Raw genomic sequence first — 21,720 nt, 5'->3', positions numbered from 1 at the left:
GCCTCTCGATCTCAAGCTGCTCCGGCTTCATCTGTCCCTGACCAGGAAACGCCTGTGCCGGGTCCGAACCGTATTCCCTTACCCACTTGCGCAAGACATTCTCATGAACATCCAGATCGCGGGATGCCTGCGCAACGCTGACCCCACGCTCTCGCACCAGCTTCAATGCCTCAAGCTTGTACTCGCGGCTGAACTTCCTTCGTTGCATTCATGCGCTCCAGTTTCATTGGAAACACCTTAACTCGGTGTCCATGAAACCGGCAGCAGGCCAGTCTGACTGCCCATATCGGCGTGATCAACAATTTTAGTATGATTGCTTGGATGCAGCACAGGGTCACGGGTTCGATACCTTTCTAGAGCGGCAATTATTCCGAATTCACGCTAGCGCAGGAGTTTGGATCACGACGACAGATTTCGTGGATTGCTATAGCCGCCGCTCAGGTCAAAGACATGCCACAGCAAGCCATCCCTTCTTGAAGGCAGCCATTGAGAAGACTTTATTCATGGCGGATGGCGGCGCGCGGCGCTGACTGGATGACAACTGCGTCTCCGATCACGCTCTATGGATGTTTTCGAGGGGGTCTTGCAAGTTTTGATAAGCGGGCCCATATTCATTGAAGTGGCAGCCATTGAACGGGCACTGCCACTTTCTGGGCGGCACGCACCCTGGCCCCAACAAAGGAGGACATCATGTCTTCCGACCTTCATCAGCCGATTGGCAGCTTCGACATCAGCATCATCAGAAACGCACTCCGGCATGCCGGGTTTCGCTATGAAGAACCACTCTGCGAGCTGGACCGTGGCGCGGCGCGCCATGCGATGACGCTTTATCAGAAGGGCGTCCGCTGCTCCGGCGATCTGATTCCCGCCGTGAACCTCTGGGTAGACAAGGCTGTCCTCGCACGGCTGAAGAGCAGCAGTCGGGTCGCGAGCCTGTGACCCTTTCCTTCCCCAATCCGACCCGCACCTATGACGAGACCCGCGGTCTCATTCGTTTCATCGGGCTTGACGGCTTGAACCAGGTTCTGTTTCTCTTGCCTGTCGCCGTGTTTGATCGCGAGGGCGCCCCCGGACGCCGGAAGGAACGCGACTATCTCTTGGCATTCGATCGCCTTCGGGAGCGCATCCTGACAACAGCGAGGCAAGCCTATCAGTCTCGGCGACGACAGACGATCGAACTCGATCTCAGTGCATTCGGGTCGTCCCTCCAGTCGGCGACCTGACGACACCAAACACAGCGCTTGGCGAACTCGGAAGAGGAACAGGTCATGATTGATCGTGAGCAATCCACTGCAGTGATCGTTGATGACGATCGCCTTGGGCAGACACCTGGCCTTCGACCATGCTGAAGAACGATCCTCCAGAGCGTGAGCGAAAGCTGGCTGACCAGGCGCTCCTGCGTGCGCTGCTCTGCCGCTCAAGCTACTCGAGCGCGGGTCTCGGGGCGCAGTCAGGTGGCAACTATGCAAGGGAAATCGCGATCATCGATCACCTTCGCAAGGGAATGGTCATGAGCGATATGCACGTAGCCGTCTGGGAGAAGGTCGCTTTCAGTCACGCTGCGGCGCTGTTGCGATGGGAAGGCGAGGGTGGAAGTCCGTCGGGTCGCGATCAGACCGTTGCGTCCGAGAAGCGGGGCATCTGATGGAGCCTTCGGACAAAGTGATCGTATTGGCCGACATTCGCAAGAAACGGATCGCTTCGGCGACATGCCGACCGAACGTCTTCGAGATCAGGAAAGGGGCTGGGAAGCGGCCGGATTGCAGTATCCATCCCTTCACAGCGCGGCCCGCTGTTCTGCCGAAGTTGGCCTGATCAACACTAAGGTCGCATCTCGATCTGACCTCTACACCGCCACCAAACAACACCGGTCCCCAGCAAAGGAGTCTCCCATGTTTTCGCGAACGAAGACGAGAACCGTGCATTTCGACGCGCCCTTCACCCTGACAGGTCTGGAGGGTGTCCATCCACCCGGCGACTATCAGGTGCAGGATGACGAGGAACAAATCACCGGAATTTCCTGGCTCGCCTATCGGCGCGTGGCAACCATGATCGAAGTCGTCGCCGGCCAGAAGAAGAGCCTGATCCATATCGATCCGTTGGAGCTGGATACCGCTCTGGACATGGATAGGAGCCTGTCCGGCCAGAAAAACCTCAACACAACGCACTGATGATTGGAGATACCCATGCCTTCTCACCGTTTTACCATCGGCCAGATGGTTCGACTTGTGTCCACCAAGGGTTTGTCGCCGGCTGCTGCCTTCACCTACACGATTGAGGCACCCATGCCGGCCTATCAGAACAGCCCGCAGTATCGGCTCTGGAATGCCGAACTCCGCCAAGGGCGCGTCGCTCTGGAGCGTGATCTGGAGGCTATCGGATCCGCGTGATCCGGATGCCTATTCTCATGAATCAACCATGCGGCCGCGCTGCGCGTCCCTGGCCAATTTGGCGAGACCTCGCCACCATGTTCTGGAGGGAACGCAGATGAGCAGACCGGCACGTATCGCATTCATCGGCAATTCTCTTCCGCGCCAATGCGGGATAGCGACCTTTACCGGCGACATCTCTCAGGCCCTGATGGACGGGGTCGAACCCATCCAGACCAGCATCGTCGCCGTGACGGATGCCAGGCAGAGCTACGCCTATCCTGACGACGTGATCTTCGAGATCCGCGAGGAGGAAGTCGAAGACTATGTGACGGCCGCGCGGGTCCTGAATGAAGGCCGGTTCGATGTGGTTTCGCTGCAGCACGAATTCGGCATTTTCGGCGGTCCGGACGGCGAACATATCCTCGCGCTTTTGGAAAACCTGCGCATTCCGCTCGTTACCACCTGCCACACCATCCTTGCCGAACCGACACTGTCTCAACACCGGGTCCTTCAAAAGGTCGCGGCCCAGTCCAGCCGTGTCGTCGTCATGGCGGAGAAGGGACGCACGCTGCTGACGGAAATCTATGGCGTGGCTCCCCAGAAGATCGACGTCATCGCCCATGGCATACCCGATCGGCCCTTTCATGATCCGGACCTTGCCAAGATTGAGCGCGGTTACGCCGGCAGGCCCATCATCCTGACATTTGGTCTCCTCTCTCCCAACAAGGGTATCGAGGTGGTCATCGATGCCATGCCCGCCATTCTCAAGGAGAGCCCCGAGGCCCTTTATATCGTTCTCGGCGCCACGCACCCGACGCTTCTGCGTCAGCAGGGCGAGGCCTATCGTGACAGTCTGCGCCAGCGCACCGAGCGGCTGGGCGTCGATCATGCGGTGCAGTTTCTCAATCGTTTCGTCGATCTGCCGACGCTTCTCGACTTCATTGCCATGTGCGACGTCTATGTGACGCCCTATCTGGACGAGGCGCAGATGACGTCGGGAACGCTGTCCTATAGTTTCGGAATGGGCAGTGCTGTGGTTTCGACGCCTTACTGGCACGCCTGTGATCTCTTGGGCGACGGCCGCGGCGTGTTGGTCCCTTTTGGGGATGTGCCGGCGACGGCGAACGCAATCGCGACCTTGCTTGGCGATGACGAGGCCAGGATGGCGATGCGCAAGAGGGCCTACGAGGCCGGCCGCGCAATGATCTGGTCGCATGTCGCCACGCTCTATCTCGACAGCATGACGAAGGCGCGCACCGCCTATCGGCCCAAGCTCGTCAGCGACCTGATCTCCCTGCGGATCAAGCGCCCACCGCAGCAGACAGCTTTGAAGCTTGGCCATCTGCACACGATGTGCGACGACACGGGCATCATCCAGCATGCGGTGTTCTCCGTGCCGGACAGGTCGCATGGCTATTGCGTCGATGACAACGCGCGAGCCCTGCTTCTGTCCTCGCTCCTGTCGGCCGTCGGCGAGACGGGCATAGCGGACAGGATGACAGCCTCCTTCGCAGCCTTCGTCGAACACGCCTGGAACCCGGATACAGGCCGGTTCCGAAACTTCATGAGCTATGACCGCCGTTGGCTCGAAGACAAGGGCTCCGACGACAGCCATGGGCGAACCCTCTGGGCGCTCGGTGCCTGCGCCCTGTCCGATACGGATGCACCACGCCGCCGATGGGCGAGTGCCCTCTTTACCCAGGCGATGTCCGTCACGCTCGACTTTCGTTCCCCGCGCGCCTGGGCTTTCACGCTTCTCGGCCTCAACGATTACTGCAAAGCCAATCCTCAAGACGCCCAAGCGCGCATGCTGCGCCTTCGTCATGCCGACAGTCTGATGGACCTGGACCGTCGTGTGTCGAAGAGCGGGCGCCGCTGGTTTGAGGAGGGACTATCCTATGAAAATGCCCGCCTGAGCCAGGCGTTGATCATGACCGGCATCGCGACGAAGGTGCCGGCCTTCGTCGAGACTGGCGTTGCAACGCTGGAATGGCTGATGACCCAGCAGACAGGGGAGAAGGGCAATTTCCGCGCTATCGGAACCGATGGCTTCTTCGAGGTCGGACAGCCACCCAGGCTCTTCGACCAACAGCCGGTCGAGGCGACGGCAACCGTGGCCGCCTGTCTTGCGGCTTACGAGGCGACCTCGGACAGGAGCTGGATCGAGGCCGCGCACAGGGCCTTCGACTGGTTCACGGGAAGCAATGATCACGGCGTCTCCCTCGTCGACCCGGAAACGGGCAGTTGCCGCGACGGCCTGCATGTGGATCGCCCCAACGAGAACCGGGGAGCCGAATCCGTGCTCTGCTACCTGATCTCCTGCGTGGAGCTTGGTCGCGTCAATCAGATGCTGCGACCGATACCTCCAAGGGTCAGCGCCCGGCAATTGTCATGAGCGGTCCCACCCACAGTAAGAACTTCGAAAGATCAACATTGCCCCGGTCCAGCCTTCTCAATCGGCAGGCCCTCTATCTGAGGCCCGATCCGACGCGCGTTATCGTGCGACCTTTCAAGCCGTCGACCGAACCTCGACATCTCAATCCACGCGACAAGTCGCGGGCGAATGAAATCGTCGATCGCGTCTTGTCGCTGGACCCGACGGCGACGGCCAATCAACTGCGCGACATCCTCGCCAATTTCGATGGCAGGCACCGCAACCTGCTGCGCCAGTTCGAACTGCGGGCGGACGCGATGGAGGATGCTTTTCAGCACCACCAGCGCTTCAGCCAGCAGCAAAGACAGTTGGTCGGCGCCTATTTCATGAACGAGTATTCCTTCGAGTCCGCCGCTCTATTCAATCCGAGCATCGTGTCGCATCCGGATCAGTCCGGTGTAGCTGAAGGGAGCCGTCGGCTCATCATCAGCTTGAGGGCCGTGGGAGAGGGACACATCTCCTCGCTCACCTTCCGCTCGGGCGTGATCGACGCGGAGGGGGACGTCACCATTGATGCGCCGACGCAACTGGCAGGTCTGCCGGAAATCCATGCAAGTGACGGACTGGCGCCCGCCGGCTGCATCGGGATCAGTTTCAAGGACGAAAGCGATCTCAGCGAACGGGTCATCTTTCCAGTGACCGAGGCGCAATCGAACGGCATCGAAGATGCCCGTTTCGTCGCCTTCGACGACGACGGCAAAACGATCTACTTCGCCACCTACACCGCCTATAGCGGCTCATCCATCCGCTCGGAGCTTCTGGAGACGACGGACTTCCTGAACTTCACCCTGACGCCGCTGCGGGGACCCGCCGCCCGCAACAAGGGCATGGCGCTCTTTCCCCGTCGCATCGATGGCCGCTACGCGATGATCGCCCGGCAGGACAGCGAAAACCTCTTTCTGCTCTATTCCGACGACTTGCATCAATGGGAGGAAGGACGGCTCCTGATGAAGCCGGAATTCGCCTGGCAGTTCGTCCAGATTGGCAATTGCGGCTCGCCCGTTGAAATCGACGAGGGATGGCTGCTGTTCACCCATGGCGTCGGCCCGATGCGCCGATATGCGATCGGGGTGACGTTGCTCGACAAGCACGATCCGGGCATCATCCTATCGCGCACGGTCGAACCCTTGCTGCAGCCCGAACCAACGGAGCGCGCGGGCTATGTGCCGAACGTCGTTTATTCCTGCGGTGCCATGCGGCATGGCGATCTGATCGCGCTGCCATATGCCGTCTCGGATACATATTCCAACTTCACCACGATCAAGATCAGCAGGCTTCTCGAAACAATGCATCCCATCGGGGCAGCCTTGTGAATGCGGACAGTGGGTCGGTCGTCCCACCAGGCGATCAGCCATGAGCGTCCAGCAACTGAAACGCGTCTTCCTCGAGGAAATTCTGCCTACCTGGAGCAAATCGGGTTTCGACGAGGGCTGCGGCCAATTCATTGAATACATGGAGCTGGATGGATCGCCTCAGAAGGCAGGTGAGGTGCGGACCAGAACTGTCGCCCGCCAGATTTATGTTCACGCCCATGCGGCCCATCTCGGCGTTGCCCCCGCGGGTTCGCTCGCCATGGCAGAGCGGGCCTTCGCCAACCTGCACCGCGTCGCCTGGGTCGGCGGGAGACGCGGCGGCTACGCGAGAAGTTTCAACCGTCATACCGAGCGCATTACTGATCCGGTTCGCGATCTCTACGACAATGCCTGCGTGCTCCTCGCTCTCTCCTGGCTGCTGACGGCGACCGGCAAGGACGGCTACAGGCATCAGATCGACCAGACGATCCTGGCGATCGACAGGACCCTTGCAGACCCCTTCGGCGGCTGGGCCGAAGACAGCGATGGCACCCTGCCTCGTCGCCAGAACCCGCACATGCATTACCTCGAAGCGACACTGGCCTTGTGCGAGAACAATCGGACCCCCAAGCATATGAGGTCGGAAAGCAATGCCTTCGCACTCTTGCGATCGCATTTTCTTGTCGCACCGAATGGGCCGCTTCACGAATTCTTCGGCCCCCACTGGGAACTAGCCGAGCGATACGGATCCGATCGACTGGAGCCAGGCCATATGTGCGAGTGGGTCTGGTTGGCGACCCGTCATGATAATCTCGCGCGCAGCGATAATACCAAGATATGCTTGGACCTGTTCTCGACCGCGCTGGCCGTAGGGCGCACGCCGGGCTCGCTTTTCCTGGTCGAAACCGTTTCGGCAGATAAGCCGATCAGCCCTTCGCGGCGTCTGTGGCCCCAGGTGGAGATGCTCAAGGCTTCCATGGCGCTCCATGAACGACTTGGCTTTCCGGGATATCGGACAGAGGCAGACGACGTCGCCTCCGCGATCCTTGCCGGGTACATGACAGGCGTGCCGCATGGCTGCTGGCATGACTGTCTTGACCTCAACGAGGTGCCGACGGCCCGCACGATCCCGGCTAGCTCCCTCTATCACCTCTGGACGGCGGTTGCGGATTCACTGTCAACGTGCTCCACCTGAAACGTAGAATGCTGAACAGTAGGTGGTGTGGTCTGACTTCTAGAGTCTGGATGGGCGAGCTCAACCGTGACGACGAAGAACCCTTCTGTCACATTTAGGCCGAGATCGACCAAGCCGCCAGACTTTTAAATGTCGGCTCCAGCTTGCGGCACCCCAACTTCAGACAGTCCGCTTCCGGCCCCCTTCCGGACATTCCAAATGAACCAGGTGCATGATCTAGCTTGTTTTTCCGCCGGCTTTGATCCGACGTTATGACGGGTCGTCGGTTCGGATCCCTTCAAGGCGATGTAAAGTCTATTCGAGCGAATAGTGCCGGCAGAAAACGCCGACTGGAAATCTTCATTCAATTGCATTACTGTCGCCTGAAGAAAGGGAGATAGCCGTGGCTGCAAACGCACTCGTCCAAACACGTATTGATGCCGAAGTTCGGGATCGTGCTTCTGCCGTGCTTGAAAGCATGGGCCTCACGGTATCCGATGCGGTTCGTATCCTGCTCACCCGGACTGCCAACGAGGGTGTGCTGCCCCTTGAACTTTTCTCGGGTAGTGAAGCGCATGACGCCTGGTTTCGAACCAAGGTGCTCGAAGCATTGAACGATACGCGACCGGATCTATCCGACGACGAGGTCGAGGCGCATTTTTCCGAACGTCGAGCAGCGGCCCGTCTTAAAGCTGGTGGCCCCAAATTGTGAAACTCACTTGGTCCGCATTCGCGCTATCGGATCGTGATGCCATCTTCACCTACCTCGAGGCCGATAATCCTGCAGCCGCCGTTCTGATCGATGAACGGATAGTCCTTGCAGCCCGCCGTTTGGTCGATTTTCCTGCGAGTGGTCGTGTGGGCAGAATTGCCGGGACACGCGAACTTGTCATCAATGGGACGCCTTACGTCGCGGCTTATGCCATTACCGAGACGACAGTGCGAATTCTTCGCGTGCTTCACGGCGCGCAGGAATGGCCGGACTATCTGCCGACAAGCTAACCGATCCGCTTAGGCGGGGCCGGCGGCTCAATTCCCATCACGGCCCTCCAGTCTGGATACAAGTTACGTCATTCTGCAGAAATGTTTCGGTCCAATGTCTTCTGTCAAGCAAACGCAGCGGACTATTGCATGTCTAATTGGCAATAATCCTTAAGGAGTTTAATAGCTCCGGGGTGATCGTTCCTGTGACCTTTAGATTGTAATCTTCCTGCATTTTCGAGATGGCGACTTTCGTTTCCGGTCCAACCTTTCCGTCAATAACCCCTGAATAATAGCCGTAAACCGTCAGCGCAGTCTGCACCTGAACGGCGATCTGCCGAAATCGGTCGGTATTACCCGGCAACGTTTTCAGGGGAGCGGCTGTGGCTGCCGCTGGTGCCTGAAACGTTGGGCTTGGCACAGGCGCAGGGGGATAGATCTGCTGGCTTGGGACGGATGGCGTATAAAAATTTGACCCGGTGCTCGGTGCACTGCGAACCGGAGCAGAATAGTATCCGCCGCCGCTGCTTGAACGATGGCTTGAATGTGAACGGTGGCTGGAGTGTGAGCGATGACCAGCGAGTGTGTAGATGTGGTTGAGACGAAAGCGATCAAAGATCGTCGCGGGTTCGTTCTTCTTGACGTTTAAACCGGCCAACGGTGTTGCGTCGGCTTTCGGCGACAGAAATCCTGCCGCGAGAAATGACGGTATCAAGAACAGTTTCTTTTTCATATTGCCCCAACCCGATGAAAGCCCTCGGCATGGTTATACCACTCGAAGAAACCACCACAAGTTAAGCGCGAACTGCAGCCGTCGCAAAATCCGAGATATTTTTGCTTCCAGTCAGAAATTGTTGAAGAGGTAAACTGTCTGTAGTCCGGAGGCACCGAGCATAGTGGAAAATTGTACAGTGTGACCTCGAGTCCATGCGCGGTGGCGAGATTTATCGCCGTCTTGACCGACTGGAAAGCTACTGACGTATCCTGGAAAATTTTTGTCCAGTTCATTCTCCCGTAGCCGATGTTCTCAAGCTGCATGATTGCCCACACGTTGATGAATGGGGCTTTCGTTGCAATGTAATCCGCGAGTTCCGGGAGCAGATCGGCATTTTGGCGCATGACCACGGTTCGCAGCTCAACAGACGCACCGGCGCGCATCAGCAGCGCGAGATTTGTCTCCAGCGTCTCGAATGCGTTGCTTTTGCCCACAATCTCATCGTGAATTTCGTGTCTGGAGGAATAGAGCGGGATACCCCACAAAACGCGATCTCGTCCGATTTTATCGAGAGTGTCCATATCGGATGGCTCGAAGTGTTGGGCGTTCGTCAAGACATGGAATCGCAGGTCCGGCCTGGTGGCTTTGATGTTTAGCAGAAACGCAAACAGGCGCTGTTTATGAAGTAGCGGTTCACCTCCCGAGATGCCGATATAAGCACCGGCCGGAGCCAGTTCGGCGGCCTCCTCGAATTGGGCGAACAGGTCGGTATGATGCTTCTTCGGCGGCTGCGAGCACATGACGCAGAGCTGGTCGCACTGCTCGGTGACAAGAAACGTATTGTGCTTGGAATCGGCTCTGATCAGCCGGTGAGCGCTCTTTTGCCCGGGCATTATCATCAGTACGTCGCCATCCAGCGAAACAGATGAGGGAACGTGTACCGTCAGGCCAAAGCCTTCGAAGTCATATTCGCGATAATCTTCATACCTGCTCACGAGCACCGCTTCCTCAAGTTGAGGAGCGCAATTCTTATCGTCTCGTAGTCGAACGATGAGGGGCTCGACAATTGGCAAGGGATCAATCCGTAGCCGCAATGCGATCATAGGTGCACCTTCGCAAGCGCCGGTTCGAATTCCGGAATTCCCGCCCATAGCGCGATGGACTTCTGAATTTTCGGATTATCAGAGTAGATCACCTCGAAGATCTTATCGAAAATATACGTGTGACGCTGACAGAAGTCGGTCAGGTGCTTCGGCATGTCTATCCGGCCATAACGAGACATATCGTCCACGAGATCCACGCCGCAGAAAGCCTGATAAGGACAGTGTATGCAGTCGGGATGGTAGTTGTTCGACGCTTCGGAATTCAACGCCTCGATTGCTTCAAGCTTCAGGCCATCACGGACGTTGCCCATTGATAGATCGAACTGACCTATCCGCGTAACCATGCGCGCTTCGTCCGTCGGATAAAATGTCCCGTCATAATCAATCACCAGATACCCGTGACCGAGAATATTTGGATTTCGAAGATCGGCATGGCCATTGTGCCCGGAGCGAAGCACGCGCCTCAGACAGTGGGTAAAATAATACTCTTCAACGTGCTGCTCTGCTGTCCAGTTGAATTCGACAAGGGCATCGATGAACGAGGAGTGATACTCGGTCCAGACTGTGGCGCTATCTTTGGCAGCAAAGCGTTTTCGTGCAAACCCTTGGTAGTTAACCGGTCTGAGATAAATGGATCGGAATCCAAATGATAGGAAGCTGGCAATGATCGATTCCGGTGTCGGCAGGCTACGGATATCAATCGTCGGAAGCGCCGATACCCTGTTAGGGCCGAATTCATCGACCGCGCGATGAAGGTTGGTCAAGAACTCCCGTGTTTTGTCGTCCGTAATGGTGCGCTGGCGTTGATGTGTGCGAGCATCGGCGTCAAGCGAGGTGCTGATGAAGGTGTCTGATGCGGACAGGAATTCCCAGGCTTCATCGCTGACGGTTTGCAGATTGGTGCAAACCACGAACTCGGTTTGCTGAAACCGGTCTCGGCAGAATCTGCGAACCTGGCTGAGCATGTCGAGTTTTAGAAGGGGTTCTCCGCCCTGAAATTCTACTTTCAGTCGAGTTGTCGGTAGGCGGTCAAGAAACTGCAAGACAGCCCGCAGCGTTTCCGCCGTCCAGTCGTAACCCGGCGTGTTTTCGTTAACGCGCGAAACCTGACAATACCCGCATGCCAGATTGCAGCGGAGCGTTGGAACCAGGATGATATAGTCCGTCTGATCGGGCTTATAGAGACGGTTGGCCCATCGATGAGCGAAGCCTGTAAACGGCAAGTCGTCTACCTTGGAGAAGCTATGACCGTTTCTGTCAAGGAATGTATGGTCATGCGGCTCCAGACGGTCTTCAGCATAACGTTCGAGGAAAGACTGGTCGGATTTGAAATATCCGCCTGCGTCGTCCGCGAATAATAATTTCCCGTCGATCGTTGGTCGGAATTTTAGAGGAAATACGGTCACGGCCCCATCACACTCTCGATCAATAGCGTGCGGAGAGGCTGAGCTTCCTCGTAGATTTTTTGCCGGTAGAGCGCATATTTAAAGTCTCTGGTAATGTCTGCGACGGAAGCATTGCTATCTGCGGAGATGGAAACACTGTCGTCGACCACCACTTTGGCTGACGGATACAGGTACGAGAACCGCAGAGCAGCTGCCTCGGCAAACCGTCGATATTCCGGCGGCACAGCGATTGCGCAGAGCGGTGTTTCTAGTTGGTCGGTCATCGTGGTCATTCCCCCAAGGTATGCAGTTTATTGTCCGTCCAGTGACAGAAGACGCGGCGTTGCCACTCGGTGTGCGGTGGCTTCTTGCCCCCGGGGCAAAATCTGGCGTAGTTTCTTAGACGGTGCAAGCTCAACCATTGGAGGTGACGATGGTCAGCGGCTGGGACAAATCACCGGGACCGGGCAACGACTATGCACCGAAGCCCTGGTCACGTCTGGAATGGATTGCTTTTGCCATCATGCTTGCAATGATCTTCTTCGGGATCAGCTATGCTGCCTCCCAAACCTGATTCAGGATTCTTGCGGCAAGGGCAGCCTTATCCTGAGGAAGGAAGCGGCCATAGTGGCTGGCGACCATATCAGGCGTATCCTGGATGGCGTAGCTCGCTTGCTCGTAGGAACCGGTCTGCTTCAGAATATGAGTGGCAAGAATGTCCCGGACGTTGTGCGGTCCATGTGGCAGTAACCCCTTGACCGCACCGCGGCCAGTGTAGGGATTGTAGATGCCGTAACGCTGGATCGCCAGGCGCCAGGCCTCATAGAACGTGGTCTGATTGTATGAGGCATCCTTGCTGGTTTTCTTGACGGTCTTGACGAAGAACGTGCCCGGGTCCCTTGCTCCCGCCAGCAGGACGCCGCGATGCCGGTCGACATAGGCGTTCAGAAATTTGTAGAGGTCGAGCAGGTCAGGAAGCACCAGCCTGAACGGCTTCGATCCGAAGAAGGAAGAGTTTGCGTTCTTGAAGGCGACGGATGGGATCAGCACCTCCCAGCCGCGGTCCTTCTCGCTCCAACGGATCTCGCCACGCTTCATATCTTCAAGCCGGCGTTCTGATGTTGGAAAATGCCCGCGCGGGCAGATCAGCAATTGGCGGAGGTTCTTCTGGCGCAGGCCAAGATGAAGGCCAAGCCGCAACATGAGGAAAGAACGGACGGCCTCGGCGGCCGCGCGAGGATAACGGTGGGGCACGCACGCTCTCGCCCCGCTCTCATTTAAGGCCGCGACATACTCCGGAGTATTCGCGCTGATACCGCTCCTCACTGGCGAAGGCCGTGAACATCACGGGGACATCATGAGGGAAGCGACGCGCCTTGCGGAAATGGTCAGTTGATGCCGCGTCTCGATGGTCGGTCCTTCACCCTCGAGAATGTGATGGCGGCTCACGAGTTGATTGAAGGTGGCAAGGTTGACGGAAAGCTCGTCGTCGACATCGCGTAATAGCCAGGGTCCCGCGCGTTCATGCGCGGGACCCGCTTCACTGAAACCCGTCCTTTCCGCATGGCCAGACGCAAGGATTGCGGCGAGAAGAAACGACACCACATTTGTCCCCGTTGATCAGTTGGTCTGAAAATTTCGATCGACTAGCTCACATCAGATCACGCACTCCTCGGTGAAAAGGAGGATACGATGCCGGTGTCGCACTCGGGCGCAGTGTTCTTGTTGCCGAGGACCTTACCGCCGGAAGGCTCGTGTCGGTGTTCCCGCAGGCCAAGCTGGATGTCGAATGGGGCTATGATCTGCTCTACAGGACTGGCAATCGAGACCATCCGAAAGTGGCGGTATTACGCAACTGGATCGACGGAGAGGTTCGCCTCTTTTCTGGCCTAGAATCTCAGCGTTAGAGTTTATCGCAGCGAAGAGAGACACGCCCGTAGACCGTTTGGGAACATGGCCATCATACTTGACGTGGTAGCGGCGGAACACCGCTTACGCTTCTGTCTCCGGCGAGACATGACAGCGCAGACCCGAGACTGGCGCGATGCCATACCGGGCAAAGTAGGGCCTTATGAGGTCGTAGCCACGCTGGTCGCCTGACTGAAAGTGACGAAAGATTCAGTAGGCGATCAAATCCGCCATCTGAATCAGGCGCGATGCCTTTGAATCCAGAAAAAGCGGGACTTCGGCAAAGTTTGCGAAGTTGGCCGTTGGCATGCCCCACGAGCTTAAATACATGAGAGAGGATTTGGATTTTCTCCTCATAGCTGCTCTTGTCGAGGATGACCAAGCCGCGCTGGGGGTTCTTTTTCTTATAAGGCGTCTTCAGATAGCCATCAAAACACGAAGCCACCTCCTCGAAGCTCCGAGACAGAATATCGTTCGGAGAGAAGAGCTTCTTTTCGATGACGCAGGCGTAGACCTTCAACTGCAATTGCTTGTCTGCCAGTTGCGACAAGATATCGACTACGGCTTGAACTCTGTCGTTGGGAGACACACCTCTCCACGTGCCGCTGCCCGAGCGCATTGGGTTTCCATGGAACTCGATTTCTCGAGGACTGATTGAGCTGAAGCGCGCCGCTACAAGATCTATCTGGGCTTCCAGCCAATGCGTTTGGCGCTCGAATACGCTAAAGCCTGCAAGGACAAAGAAGTCGGAGTTTGGATCATGCGAGTGACCAGACTCGTCGCGATATAGCAGATGCAACGCCCCCCTGAAACGAAAAAGCGGACCGCATGCGGTCCGCTCCAATTCGGTAAGCCGAGTGAAACAATCGTTCAACGCACCGACGGATCAGCGCTCTCGACTATGATCGATATACATATCGGTTGCGTGTCGGCTTTTCAAGGGGCGGTTCCGCATGGCTCACAATCACTGACGTCCAGCATTTGCGGCCGCCGCCTTGCCTGATGAACTTCCCAAGGCCAATGGCTACTGGCCGACAGTGGCTATGATGCCGACTGGTATCGTGACGCTTTACAGGCGAAGGGGATCACTCCTTGCATTAGGGGTCGGAAATCACGCAACAAAACCATCAAACGCCGCGACAAACGGCGCAACCGGATCGAGATCATGTTCGGGCGTTTCAAAGACTGGCGGCGTGTCGCTACGCACTACGACAGATGCCCAATGGTCTTCCTCTTCGCCATCGCTCTCGCCGTTATCTTCTGGCTCTGATCAACGAGTCCTGAGCCAAGGTCCTTGAAAATTGATTCATTTCGACTCGGAACAATTCCATGCTGTTTCGCTTGAATCGCTTAAGCTGCGCCAGGAGTTCTGCATCATGGTTGTCCCAAGAGCGAATTGGAAAGGCTTCATCAAATTTGGAGAGGTCGCTTGTCCCGTGGCGCTCTACTCTGCGGCCTCCGCGTCGGAACGGATCGCCTTCAACACGCTGAACCGAAAGACTGGCAACCGTGTGAAGCGCGAGTTCGTGGACAGCGAGACCGGCGATCCGGTCGAACGTGACGAGCAGGTGAAGGGCTACGAGATCGAGAACGGTCAGTACATTGTTCTCGAACCTGAAGATGTGGCTGCGGCTGTGCCCGATAGCGACAAGACGCTCAAGATCGACGCCTTCATCCCTTGTCGCGAGATCGATGACGTCTATTTCGACAAGCCGTACTATCTGGTGCCGGACAAGATGGGCACGGATGCCTTTATCCTTTTGCGTGATGGCATGAAAAAAGCCAAGGTTGCGGCGATCGCCCGCACAGTCCTCTTCCGCCGTGTGCGTACGGTTCTCATCCGGCCACACGGCAAAGGGCTGATCGCCACCACGCTGAACTTCGATTACGAGGTACGCTCCCCAGAGGATGCGTTCGAGGAGCTGCCCGACCTGAAGATCGAAGGCGAGATGCTTGAGCTCGCGGAGCACATCATCGGCACCAAGAAAGGCAGCTTCGATGCCAGCAGGTTCGACGATCGATATGAGACGGCCGTGGCGGAACTGGTGAAGGCCAAGATCGAGGGCAGGGCGCTACCGAGGAGGAAGGCTCCGCCCGCTTGGAAACCCAGCGATCTTCTCCAGGCTCTCAGGGAGAGTGCTGGGGTCGGCACGGCGAAGGCAGAGCCGAAACGGACCGCAGCCAATGCGAAAAAGAGGGCATCCCGCCAGAAGACGTCCAAACCGGCGGCCGGCGCTAAATCGAAGTCGACGGCCGCGCCAACGCGGCGCGCGGGCTGATCGGAGAGACAATGGCAGTTCGCCCCTATTGGAAAGGCTATCTGAAGCTTTCGCTGGTCACCTGCCCGGTGCAGATGATGCCGGCGACCTCGGAGAGCGAGAAGGTTCGCTTCCACACGCTTAATCGCGAGACCCAGAACCGCGTCGTCAGCCACTATGTCGATTCTGTCACCGGCAAAGAAGTAAGGGATGAAGACGAGGTCAAAGGTTACCAGCGTGGCGAAAACGAATACATCATACTGGAAGACGAGGAACTGCAGAGCATCGCGCTCGACAGCACCAAGACGATCGACATCTCGACCTTCACGCCGCGCGACAGTGTCGAATGGATCTGGCTCGACACGCCCTATTACCTGTCACCCAACGACCCGGTCGGGCAGGAGGCCTTCTCAGTCATCCGCGACGCGATGGAAGGGCAGGACATGGTCGGTATCTCGCGGCTGGTAATCTCGCGCCGCGAACGCGCCGTCATGCTGGAGCCACGCGGCAAGGGTATCGTCCTCTGGACGCTACGCTATGGGGATGAAGTCCGTGACGAGGATACCTATTTCGCCGGGATCGACGACGAGACGGCGGACAGCGAAATGATGCCCCTTGTGCAGCAATTGATCAAAAAACAGACCCAGCACTGGAACCCCAAGATGGTCATCGATCCCGTGCAGGATCGGTTGCTCGACATCATTGCGGACAAGAAGAAGGCGCTGAAGAAGCCGTCGAAGGCCAAGCCATCAGCACCGGGGAAGGCGGCGCCCAACAACGTCATCAACATCATGGATGCTCTGAAGAAGTCGGTCGCGGCCGAGACCCGGTCCAGCAAATGAAAAGACCCGCGAAGCCACTGCTGCAGGACAACAGTCTTACCGCCAAGTCGCAGCCGCGCCGAAAGCGCGACCCGGCCCAGCCGAGCCTTCCATTCGATCCAATGCCAGACCGGGTCGAGCCATGCCTTGCCTTGCTGAAGTCAGCTCCACCGGTCGGACCGGATTGGGCCTATGAGGTTAAGTGGGACGGATACCGTCTGGCGACCCACATCGAGCCGAAGGGCGTGCGGGTCGTCACCCGCGGGGGCCATGACTGGACACATCGGTTTCCGGCGATTTCAGCAGCTGCCAGAGAGCTCGGGGGTCGGAATCGCAATTCTGGATGGTGAGACCGTGGTGCTGGACAGCGAGGGACGATCCGACTTCGGAGCGTTGCGACGTTCGCTCGGTGGGCGAGGCGGCAAACGGGTTTCAACGGTATCCGTCCTCTTTGCTTTCGATCTTCTTTACTTCGATGGCGGTGACCTGACCCGGACCGAGCTATCGGTTCGTCGCCATCTGCTCGAGGGCGCGGTCGGTGCCATACAGTTGTCCGAGGAGGTGCCGGGTGACGGCGCTGAACTCCTCGAGAACGCCCGGTCGCTTGGACTGGAAGGCATTATCGCCAAGCACCGGGATCGTCCGTACCGCTCGGGCAGGACCGGCGACTGGCTGAAGAACAAATGCATTCAGAGTGAACGCTTCATGATCGTTGGCTACGAGCAGTCGGCCGTCGGCACGCGGCGGTATCGGCAGCCTGCTGCTGGCCGCCAGGCGCAGGCACGATTGGGTCTTTGTCGGCGCCGTCGGAATGGGCTTCAAGGAAAAGACGCCGCATACCTGAAGAAGACGCTCGATACGCTCAAGAGGTGGAATCCGGTCGTCCCACTTAAGGGCAAGAATTACGTCTTCGCGCAGCCAACACTGATCGCCGAGATCGAATTCCGCGGCTCGACCGACGACAGCAACCTTCGGCATGCATCCTACAAAGGGCAGCGTGAGATCCAGGACCATGCTGCAGTCTACAAGCTCGACTGAGCTGGTGTTGACGGCAGTTGCCCCGTCCAATTTTTCCCGCTGACGCTCTTGAAACCGAAATTCTCAAAAACCAAATCGATTGCCGCCAGCTGCTGAAGATAGGGCTGGCCTTGCTGGGAGCGCCGCTTTCGGCGCTTCCGTACCCATGTTGCTTCAAGGAGGATATGGCTATGGCAACATCCTACGACTACGCACCCCTGTTCCGCTCGACCGTCGGCTTCGACCGGGTCTTCAATCTTCTCGAAAATGCCCAGCGTGCCCGCTCGATCAGCGACTGGCCGCCTTATGACATCGTCAAGACCGGCGATGACAGCTACCGGATTTCGATTGCGGTGGCCGGCTTTGCCCAGGAAGATATCGACGTCACTTTCCAGTCAAACCTTTTGACCGTCACCGGCAAGAAGCAGGAAGCATCCGCCGAAGGCTATCTGCATCGCGGCATTGCCGCCCGCCCGTTCGAGCACCGCTTTGAGCTTGCAGACCATGTGCGAGTGAACGGCGCAGATCTGCAAAACGGACTGCTGTCGATCGATCTCGTGCGTGAGATCCCGGAAGCCTTGAAGCCGCGCAAGATCGATATCCAGACCAACGCGGCTCTCTCACAAAAGGTCGCCCCTGCGCAGATCGAAGCGCAGAAGGCCGCCTGATTTCCGGGCCTGTTCAATAGATCAGGGCGCCACGGCGGTGGCGTCCGTCGACATTCCGGGTTGGGAAGGAGAGAGCGATGAAACCCGATATGTTCAGAGAACCTGTTACCCTCCTTATCGGTCTCGGCTTTCCGGCTGAGGTCCGCACGGTTATGGAGGCCTACCGGCATCTTGCCGAATGGCCGGCATCGATGCGCGACACGGCCTATTCGGTGGCGCTGAAGGCCTGTGGCGCAGCACTGCGCGGCGAGATCGAAGCAGAGACCGCACGCGGCCTGTTCGCTGCCTTTGCTGAGAAACACGATCTGCTGGCGCCGGACACCGACGTCATGGCCGCGTCCGGTCGCCGGCATGACAAAGATCCGCACGTTCGCTAAGGAGGCCAAGATGCACGAGATGTTGCTGCGTGCCGCAAGCAGTGCGGCTGCGATGGGACCAACGGTCCTGGTTCAGGGTATGCAGGTTGAGCGGCCGATCGACGTGGTGAGAGCGACTGCGCTCTCTGCAGACGACAAACGAACCATCCTGGCGTCATGGGCTTCGGACTTCTATGCGGTCGATTCAAAGCCAGCTTTCCGACATATGCCTGGAACACCGGAACCGGTTTCCATTGATGAGGTTCAGGCTGCCCTCAAAGAACTTGATCGACGCTACGGTCCCTGACCACAGCTATCTCAGGCGGCGTGTTTCATCGACTTTGCCAGCCGTTTGATGGCCTGCTCCAGCGAGCGCTGTCCGTCACAATAATCCTGCCAGGCGGCCGTCTCGGCTAAGAGCGCCGGTACCGTACGGACGGTGAACCGCTTCGGATCGAGATCGGTCTTCACCTGGCTCCATGTGAGCGGCATCGATACGGTGGCGCCGGGACGGGCGCGCGGCGATAGGGGCGCGACGGCGGTCGCCATCCGATCGTTGCGGAGGTAGTCGAGGAAGATCCGGCCGTTGCGCTTGTTCTTGGCCATCTTGATCAGATAGAGCTCCGGATTGTCGCGCGCCATCTGCAGGCAGACATCGTGTGCGAACCCTTTTGCCTCCGACCAGCTCAACTTCTTCCCCTTGGCCACCGTAAGCGGGGTGACGACGTGCAGACCCTTGCCCCCAGTGGTCTTGCAGAAGCTCACAAGGCCAAGTTCCTCCAGCCGGTCGCGCATTTCCCGAGCCGCTTCCACCACGGTAGAGAAGGGGACGTCAGGACCGGGATCAAGGTCGAAGACGAGGCGACCGGGCACTTCCGGTTGGCCCGGTTCGCAATTCCACGGATGCAGCTCAACACCGCCGATCTGGGCGACGGCGGCAAGGCCCTCGACGCGGTCGATCTGTAGATAGGGTTTCTTGTCGCCGAAGACCTGGACCAGTTCGAGCAGGTTCGATGTTCCTGGCATCGCATGCCGCTGGAAGAACTGCTCGCCGCCGATACCGTCAGGCGTTCGAATGATCGAGCATGGCCGGCCCTTGATATGGTCGATCAGCCATGGGCCGACAGCTTCATGATAGCGGGCGAGATCCTCCTTGGTGACAGGCACCCCATCATTGGCGTCCGGCCACAGGGCCTTGTCCGGGCTGGAGATCATCACGCCCATCACCTCGGCCTTGGCGTTCTTGCCGCGTGCCGGCCGTGATGGCTTTGTCGCGGCCGGCGTCGGGGTTTCCGTCTTCGCCGGCGATGCCGGCTTTTCCGCCTCGACTTCGGCTGCGGGTTTATCTTCCCGCAATCCCTTGAAGGCGGCCTGACGGACCAGGCCGTCCGCCGTCCAGCCGGCGAACTGGATCTCGGCGACCAGTTCGGGATTAACCCATACGATGTTGGGATCCTTCTTCGGCGCGCCGACGCCCGTGAACGGTGATTTGTCGGTCTCGATCTCCCGAAGTTTCGGCAAGATCGTGTCGACCGTTTTGGCCCCGTAGCCGGTTCCAACCCGGCCGACATAGAAGAAGTGGTCACCCCTGAAGACGCCGACCAACAATGAGCGAAACTTGCCGTTGGTCTTGGCATAGGCGCCGATCACGACTTCATGGCCGGCGCGGCATTTGGACTTCGCCCATGTCTCGGTGCGGCCCGATTGATAGGGAGCATCCGCCTGCTTTGAAACAATGCCTTCCAGCGAGAGCTTGCAGGCCGACTTCAAGACGGCATCTCCGCCGGTCTCGAAATGCTCGACGAAGCGCAGGCGCGGATCCTCGCCAGCGTCATCCAGTAGCTTCTGCAGCCGTTCCTTCCGTCCGGTGAGCGGCAGTTGCCGCAAGTCTTCATCACCCTCGAACAGCAGGTCGAAAGCGAAATAGACCAAGGCGTCGGTCTTTCCCTCGGAGAGGGCGGCCTGAAGCGCGGCGAAGTCCGGTGCCCCGTTTTCGTCAAGGGCGCAAATCTCGCCGTCGATAATGACATTCGGCAGGTTTGCAGCCGACCTCGCGATCGCCGGATATTTTGCCGTCCAGTCCTGGCCCTTGCGGGTCTTCAGTGTCACCTCACAGTTTTCGATGCGCGCCTGGATGCGGTAGCCGTCGAACTTGATCTCGTGGATCCATCCCTGGGCCGAGGGCGGGCGTTCCAGCGTTTCGCAAAGCTGCGGAGGAATGAACTCGGGCATCGCGGACCTCGCTGCTTTCGGCGATGTTGGTTGCCGCTTTGTCTTCGCGCCCGCGGCACGTTCCTTTGCTGCCAATCCATGATTGCTGTCCCAGACCGCATCCGCCTGAACGTCGCCGCTCTGCACCATGAACGGCTTTGGCTTCCTGCCCTTGCCGGCGGCAATTGCCTCCATGGTTCGGCCCGAGGCCACCGACGTCGCGTTCTCCTCAACCACGTTCGCGCCGTTTTTCTCGACAGAGAAATTGTCGCGATGCTTGATCAGCAGCCAATTCGTCCGCTTGCCGCCGTCGCGGTCGTTGCGCATCCGCACCAGCACGAAGGTGCCGTGCAACCGCTCGCCCTCCAGCGTGAACTTGAAATCGCCTTCGGCCAGAGCTTGCCCCGGACTCTTGCTGCCTTCTGGTTCCCAATAGCCGCGATCCCACAACATCACCGTGCCGCCGCCATACTGGCCTTTCGGGATCGTGCCCTCGAAGTCGCCATAGTCGAGCGGATGATCCTCAACCTCGACGGCAAGCCGCTTGTCGTGCGGATTGAGCGATGGTCCCTTGGTGACGGCCCAGGACTTGAAGACGCCATCGAGTTCGAGCCGCAGATCGTAATGTAGGCGCGTTGCGTCATGCTTCTGGATGACGAAACGGCGGCGGTTCGACGCCTTCACCCTCGCTGCGCCGCTCGGCTCCTGCGTTTTGTGAAAATCGCGCTTCTGCTTGTAGGTTGATAGTTTGTCGCTAGCCATGAAAGTCCCCGGTACAAATCCGCCTCCCGCCTCCCGCCTCGTATTGACCTTCTCTCACTTGGTCGCAGTATTTGATGGATTGGATTAATCTTGAATCTTTCCGGCACCATTGTCCAAATTCAGATTGGCGGGGGCTTGTCAGGCGGTTCTCGATATCGAAATCAGCAAACGAATGGCAACGAAACGGCACGTTTCCACTGCCGCACTTGTTCGTCAGAAACTGTTAGGTATCCGGGACCACAGGAGGACTACCCTTCCCCCTT

At 58.2% G+C, this 21,720-nt stretch carries 23 protein-coding genes and 4 pseudogenes; 19 read left to right on the top strand and 8 right to left on the bottom strand.

Going from position 1 to position 21,720, the window contains the following annotated elements:
- Nucleotides 1-208, bottom strand: a 208-nt coding sequence (locus tag H4I99_RS23115; RefSeq protein WP_186663403.1) for a transposase, incomplete at its 3' end; no start/stop codon positions are given.
- A gap of 482 nt (nt 209-690) precedes the next feature.
- Here H4I99_RS23115 and H4I99_RS23110 point away from each other — a divergent pair.
- From H4I99_RS23110 to H4I99_RS23065, 10 genes are all read left to right on the top strand, one after another.
- On the top strand, nt 691-939 hold the full coding sequence (locus tag H4I99_RS23110; protein ID WP_163897404.1) for a hypothetical protein: 249 nt from the start codon (nt 691-693) through the stop codon (nt 937-939).
- Nucleotides 936-1,223 carry a DUF1488 family protein gene (locus tag H4I99_RS23105; RefSeq protein ID WP_163897406.1) on the top strand — a complete coding sequence of 96 codons (288 nt, stop codon included), beginning with the start codon at nt 936-938 and terminating at the stop codon, nt 1,221-1,223. Before H4I99_RS23110 ends, H4I99_RS23105 begins: the two co-directional genes overlap by 4 nt.
- A gap of 119 nt (nt 1,224-1,342) precedes the next feature.
- Nucleotides 1,343-1,645, top strand: a complete 303-nt coding sequence (locus tag H4I99_RS23100) for a hypothetical protein (protein ID WP_163897408.1) — start codon at nt 1,343-1,345, stop codon at nt 1,643-1,645.
- A 247-nt stretch (nt 1,646-1,892) separates the two neighbouring features.
- Nucleotides 1,893-2,171 carry a hypothetical protein gene (locus H4I99_RS23095; protein WP_163897410.1) on the top strand — a complete coding sequence of 93 codons (279 nt, stop codon included), beginning with the start codon at nt 1,893-1,895 and terminating at the stop codon, nt 2,169-2,171.
- 15 nt (nt 2,172-2,186) lie between these two features.
- The gene (locus tag H4I99_RS23090; protein WP_163897411.1) at nt 2,187-2,390 is read left to right on the top strand and encodes a hypothetical protein; all 204 of its coding nucleotides are present in this window, start codon (nt 2,187-2,189) and stop codon (nt 2,388-2,390) included.
- Nucleotides 2,391-2,487: 97 nt separating this feature from the next.
- On the top strand, nt 2,488-4,767 hold the full coding sequence (locus H4I99_RS23085) for a glycosyltransferase family 4 protein (RefSeq protein WP_163897413.1): 2,280 nt from the start codon (nt 2,488-2,490) through the stop codon (nt 4,765-4,767).
- Nucleotides 4,764-6,119 carry a glycoside hydrolase family 130 protein gene (locus H4I99_RS23080; protein ID WP_244625260.1) on the top strand — a complete coding sequence of 452 codons (1,356 nt, stop codon included), beginning with the start codon at nt 4,764-4,766 and terminating at the stop codon, nt 6,117-6,119. Before H4I99_RS23085 ends, H4I99_RS23080 begins: the two co-directional genes overlap by 4 nt.
- A gap of 40 nt (nt 6,120-6,159) precedes the next feature.
- Complete coding sequence (locus H4I99_RS23075) at nt 6,160-7,293, top strand: AGE family epimerase/isomerase (protein WP_163897415.1); 1,134 nt, start codon at nt 6,160-6,162, stop codon at nt 7,291-7,293.
- Nucleotides 7,294-7,675: 382 nt separating this feature from the next.
- A complete protein-coding gene (locus H4I99_RS23070; RefSeq protein WP_163897416.1) occupies nt 7,676-7,984 on the top strand; it encodes a type II toxin-antitoxin system RelB/DinJ family antitoxin in 309 nt (102 codons plus the stop codon).
- On the top strand, nt 7,981-8,274 hold the full coding sequence (locus H4I99_RS23065) for a type II toxin-antitoxin system RelE/ParE family toxin (RefSeq protein ID WP_163897418.1): 294 nt from the start codon (nt 7,981-7,983) through the stop codon (nt 8,272-8,274). Before H4I99_RS23070 ends, H4I99_RS23065 begins: the two co-directional genes overlap by 4 nt.
- A gap of 133 nt (nt 8,275-8,407) precedes the next feature.
- Here H4I99_RS23065 and hxsA read toward each other — a convergent pair whose 3' ends face one another.
- Genes hxsA through H4I99_RS23045 form a run of 4 tightly spaced genes read right to left on the bottom strand, consistent with a single transcriptional unit; the run spans nt 8,408 to nt 11,740 of the window.
- Nucleotides 8,408-8,986 carry a His-Xaa-Ser repeat protein HxsA gene (gene hxsA / locus H4I99_RS23060; RefSeq protein WP_163897420.1) on the bottom strand — a complete coding sequence of 193 codons (579 nt, stop codon included), beginning with the start codon at nt 8,984-8,986 and terminating at the stop codon, nt 8,408-8,410.
- Nucleotides 8,983-10,071: a His-Xaa-Ser system radical SAM maturase HxsC gene (gene hxsC, locus H4I99_RS23055; protein ID WP_163897422.1), complete on the bottom strand. Its 1,089-nt coding sequence runs from the start codon at nt 10,069-10,071 to the stop codon at nt 8,983-8,985. The genes hxsA and hxsC overlap by 4 nt, the downstream gene beginning before the upstream one ends.
- Nucleotides 10,068-11,477 carry a His-Xaa-Ser system radical SAM maturase HxsB gene (gene hxsB / locus H4I99_RS23050; protein WP_163897424.1) on the bottom strand — a complete coding sequence of 470 codons (1,410 nt, stop codon included), beginning with the start codon at nt 11,475-11,477 and terminating at the stop codon, nt 10,068-10,070. Before hxsB ends, hxsC begins: the two co-directional genes overlap by 4 nt.
- Complete coding sequence (locus tag H4I99_RS23045; RefSeq protein ID WP_163897426.1) at nt 11,474-11,740, bottom strand: hypothetical protein; 267 nt, start codon at nt 11,738-11,740, stop codon at nt 11,474-11,476. Before H4I99_RS23045 ends, hxsB begins: the two co-directional genes overlap by 4 nt.
- A 149-nt stretch (nt 11,741-11,889) precedes the next feature.
- On the opposite strand from H4I99_RS23045, the gene H4I99_RS23040 reads away from it, so the two are divergent.
- The gene (locus H4I99_RS23040; RefSeq protein WP_163897428.1) at nt 11,890-12,030 is read left to right on the top strand and encodes a hypothetical protein; all 141 of its coding nucleotides are present in this window, start codon (nt 11,890-11,892) and stop codon (nt 12,028-12,030) included.
- Here the strand turns inward: H4I99_RS23040 and H4I99_RS23035 are convergent.
- A pseudogene (locus tag H4I99_RS23035) lies at nt 12,009-12,704 on the bottom strand (hypothetical protein); the annotation flags it as partial. The gene H4I99_RS23040 and the pseudogene H4I99_RS23035 sit on opposite strands and share 22 nt — an antisense overlap.
- Between H4I99_RS23035 and H4I99_RS23030 the strand changes: the two are divergent.
- A pseudogene (locus tag H4I99_RS23030) lies at nt 12,703-12,959 on the top strand (zinc-binding dehydrogenase); the annotation flags it as partial. The pseudogenes H4I99_RS23035 and H4I99_RS23030 overlap by 2 nt on opposite strands.
- Before the next feature lie 457 nt (nt 12,960-13,416).
- Here H4I99_RS23030 and H4I99_RS23025 read toward each other — a convergent pair.
- A complete protein-coding gene (locus H4I99_RS23025; RefSeq protein ID WP_206110909.1) occupies nt 13,417-14,163 on the bottom strand; it encodes a DUF3800 domain-containing protein in 747 nt (248 codons plus the stop codon).
- 187 nt (nt 14,164-14,350) lie between these two features.
- On the opposite strand from H4I99_RS23025, the pseudogene H4I99_RS23020 reads away from it, so the two are divergent.
- The 7 genes and pseudogenes from H4I99_RS23020 to H4I99_RS22990 form a co-directional block, all read left to right on the top strand.
- Nucleotides 14,351-14,634: pseudogene (locus tag H4I99_RS23020) on the top strand (transposase); the annotation flags it as partial.
- 106 nt (nt 14,635-14,740) lie between these two features.
- Nucleotides 14,741-15,643 carry a non-homologous end joining protein Ku gene (ku, locus tag H4I99_RS23015; protein ID WP_163897430.1) on the top strand — a complete coding sequence of 301 codons (903 nt, stop codon included), beginning with the start codon at nt 14,741-14,743 and terminating at the stop codon, nt 15,641-15,643.
- An 11-nt stretch (nt 15,644-15,654) separates the two neighbouring features.
- Complete coding sequence (gene ku, locus H4I99_RS23010; protein WP_163897432.1) at nt 15,655-16,464, top strand: non-homologous end joining protein Ku; 810 nt, start codon at nt 15,655-15,657, stop codon at nt 16,462-16,464.
- Nucleotides 16,461-17,481: pseudogene (ligD, locus tag H4I99_RS23005) on the top strand (non-homologous end-joining DNA ligase). Before ku (H4I99_RS23010) ends, ligD (H4I99_RS23005) begins: the two are co-directional and overlap by 4 nt.
- 170 nt (nt 17,482-17,651) lie before the next feature.
- Nucleotides 17,652-18,128 carry an Hsp20 family protein gene (locus H4I99_RS23000; protein ID WP_163897434.1) on the top strand — a complete coding sequence of 159 codons (477 nt, stop codon included), beginning with the start codon at nt 17,652-17,654 and terminating at the stop codon, nt 18,126-18,128.
- A gap of 77 nt (nt 18,129-18,205) precedes the next feature.
- A complete protein-coding gene (locus tag H4I99_RS22995; RefSeq protein ID WP_163897436.1) occupies nt 18,206-18,505 on the top strand; it encodes a DUF982 domain-containing protein in 300 nt (99 codons plus the stop codon).
- 10 nt (nt 18,506-18,515) lie between these two features.
- A complete protein-coding gene (locus H4I99_RS22990) occupies nt 18,516-18,791 on the top strand; it encodes a hypothetical protein (protein ID WP_163897521.1) in 276 nt (91 codons plus the stop codon).
- 11 nt (nt 18,792-18,802) lie between these two features.
- Here the strand turns inward: H4I99_RS22990 and ligD (H4I99_RS22985) are convergent, their stop codons facing one another.
- Complete coding sequence (ligD, locus tag H4I99_RS22985; RefSeq protein WP_163897437.1) at nt 18,803-21,457, bottom strand: DNA ligase D; 2,655 nt, start codon at nt 21,455-21,457, stop codon at nt 18,803-18,805.
- Nucleotides 21,458-21,720 lie beyond the last annotated feature (263 nt).

This window comes from Paenirhizobium daejeonense (assembly GCF_014280875.1).
Classification (GTDB): Bacteria; Pseudomonadota; Alphaproteobacteria; order Rhizobiales; family Rhizobiaceae; genus Allorhizobium; species Allorhizobium daejeonense.
Note: the sequence above shows the minus strand (reverse complement) of the source record. Positions and strands in the feature narration are given on the sequence as shown.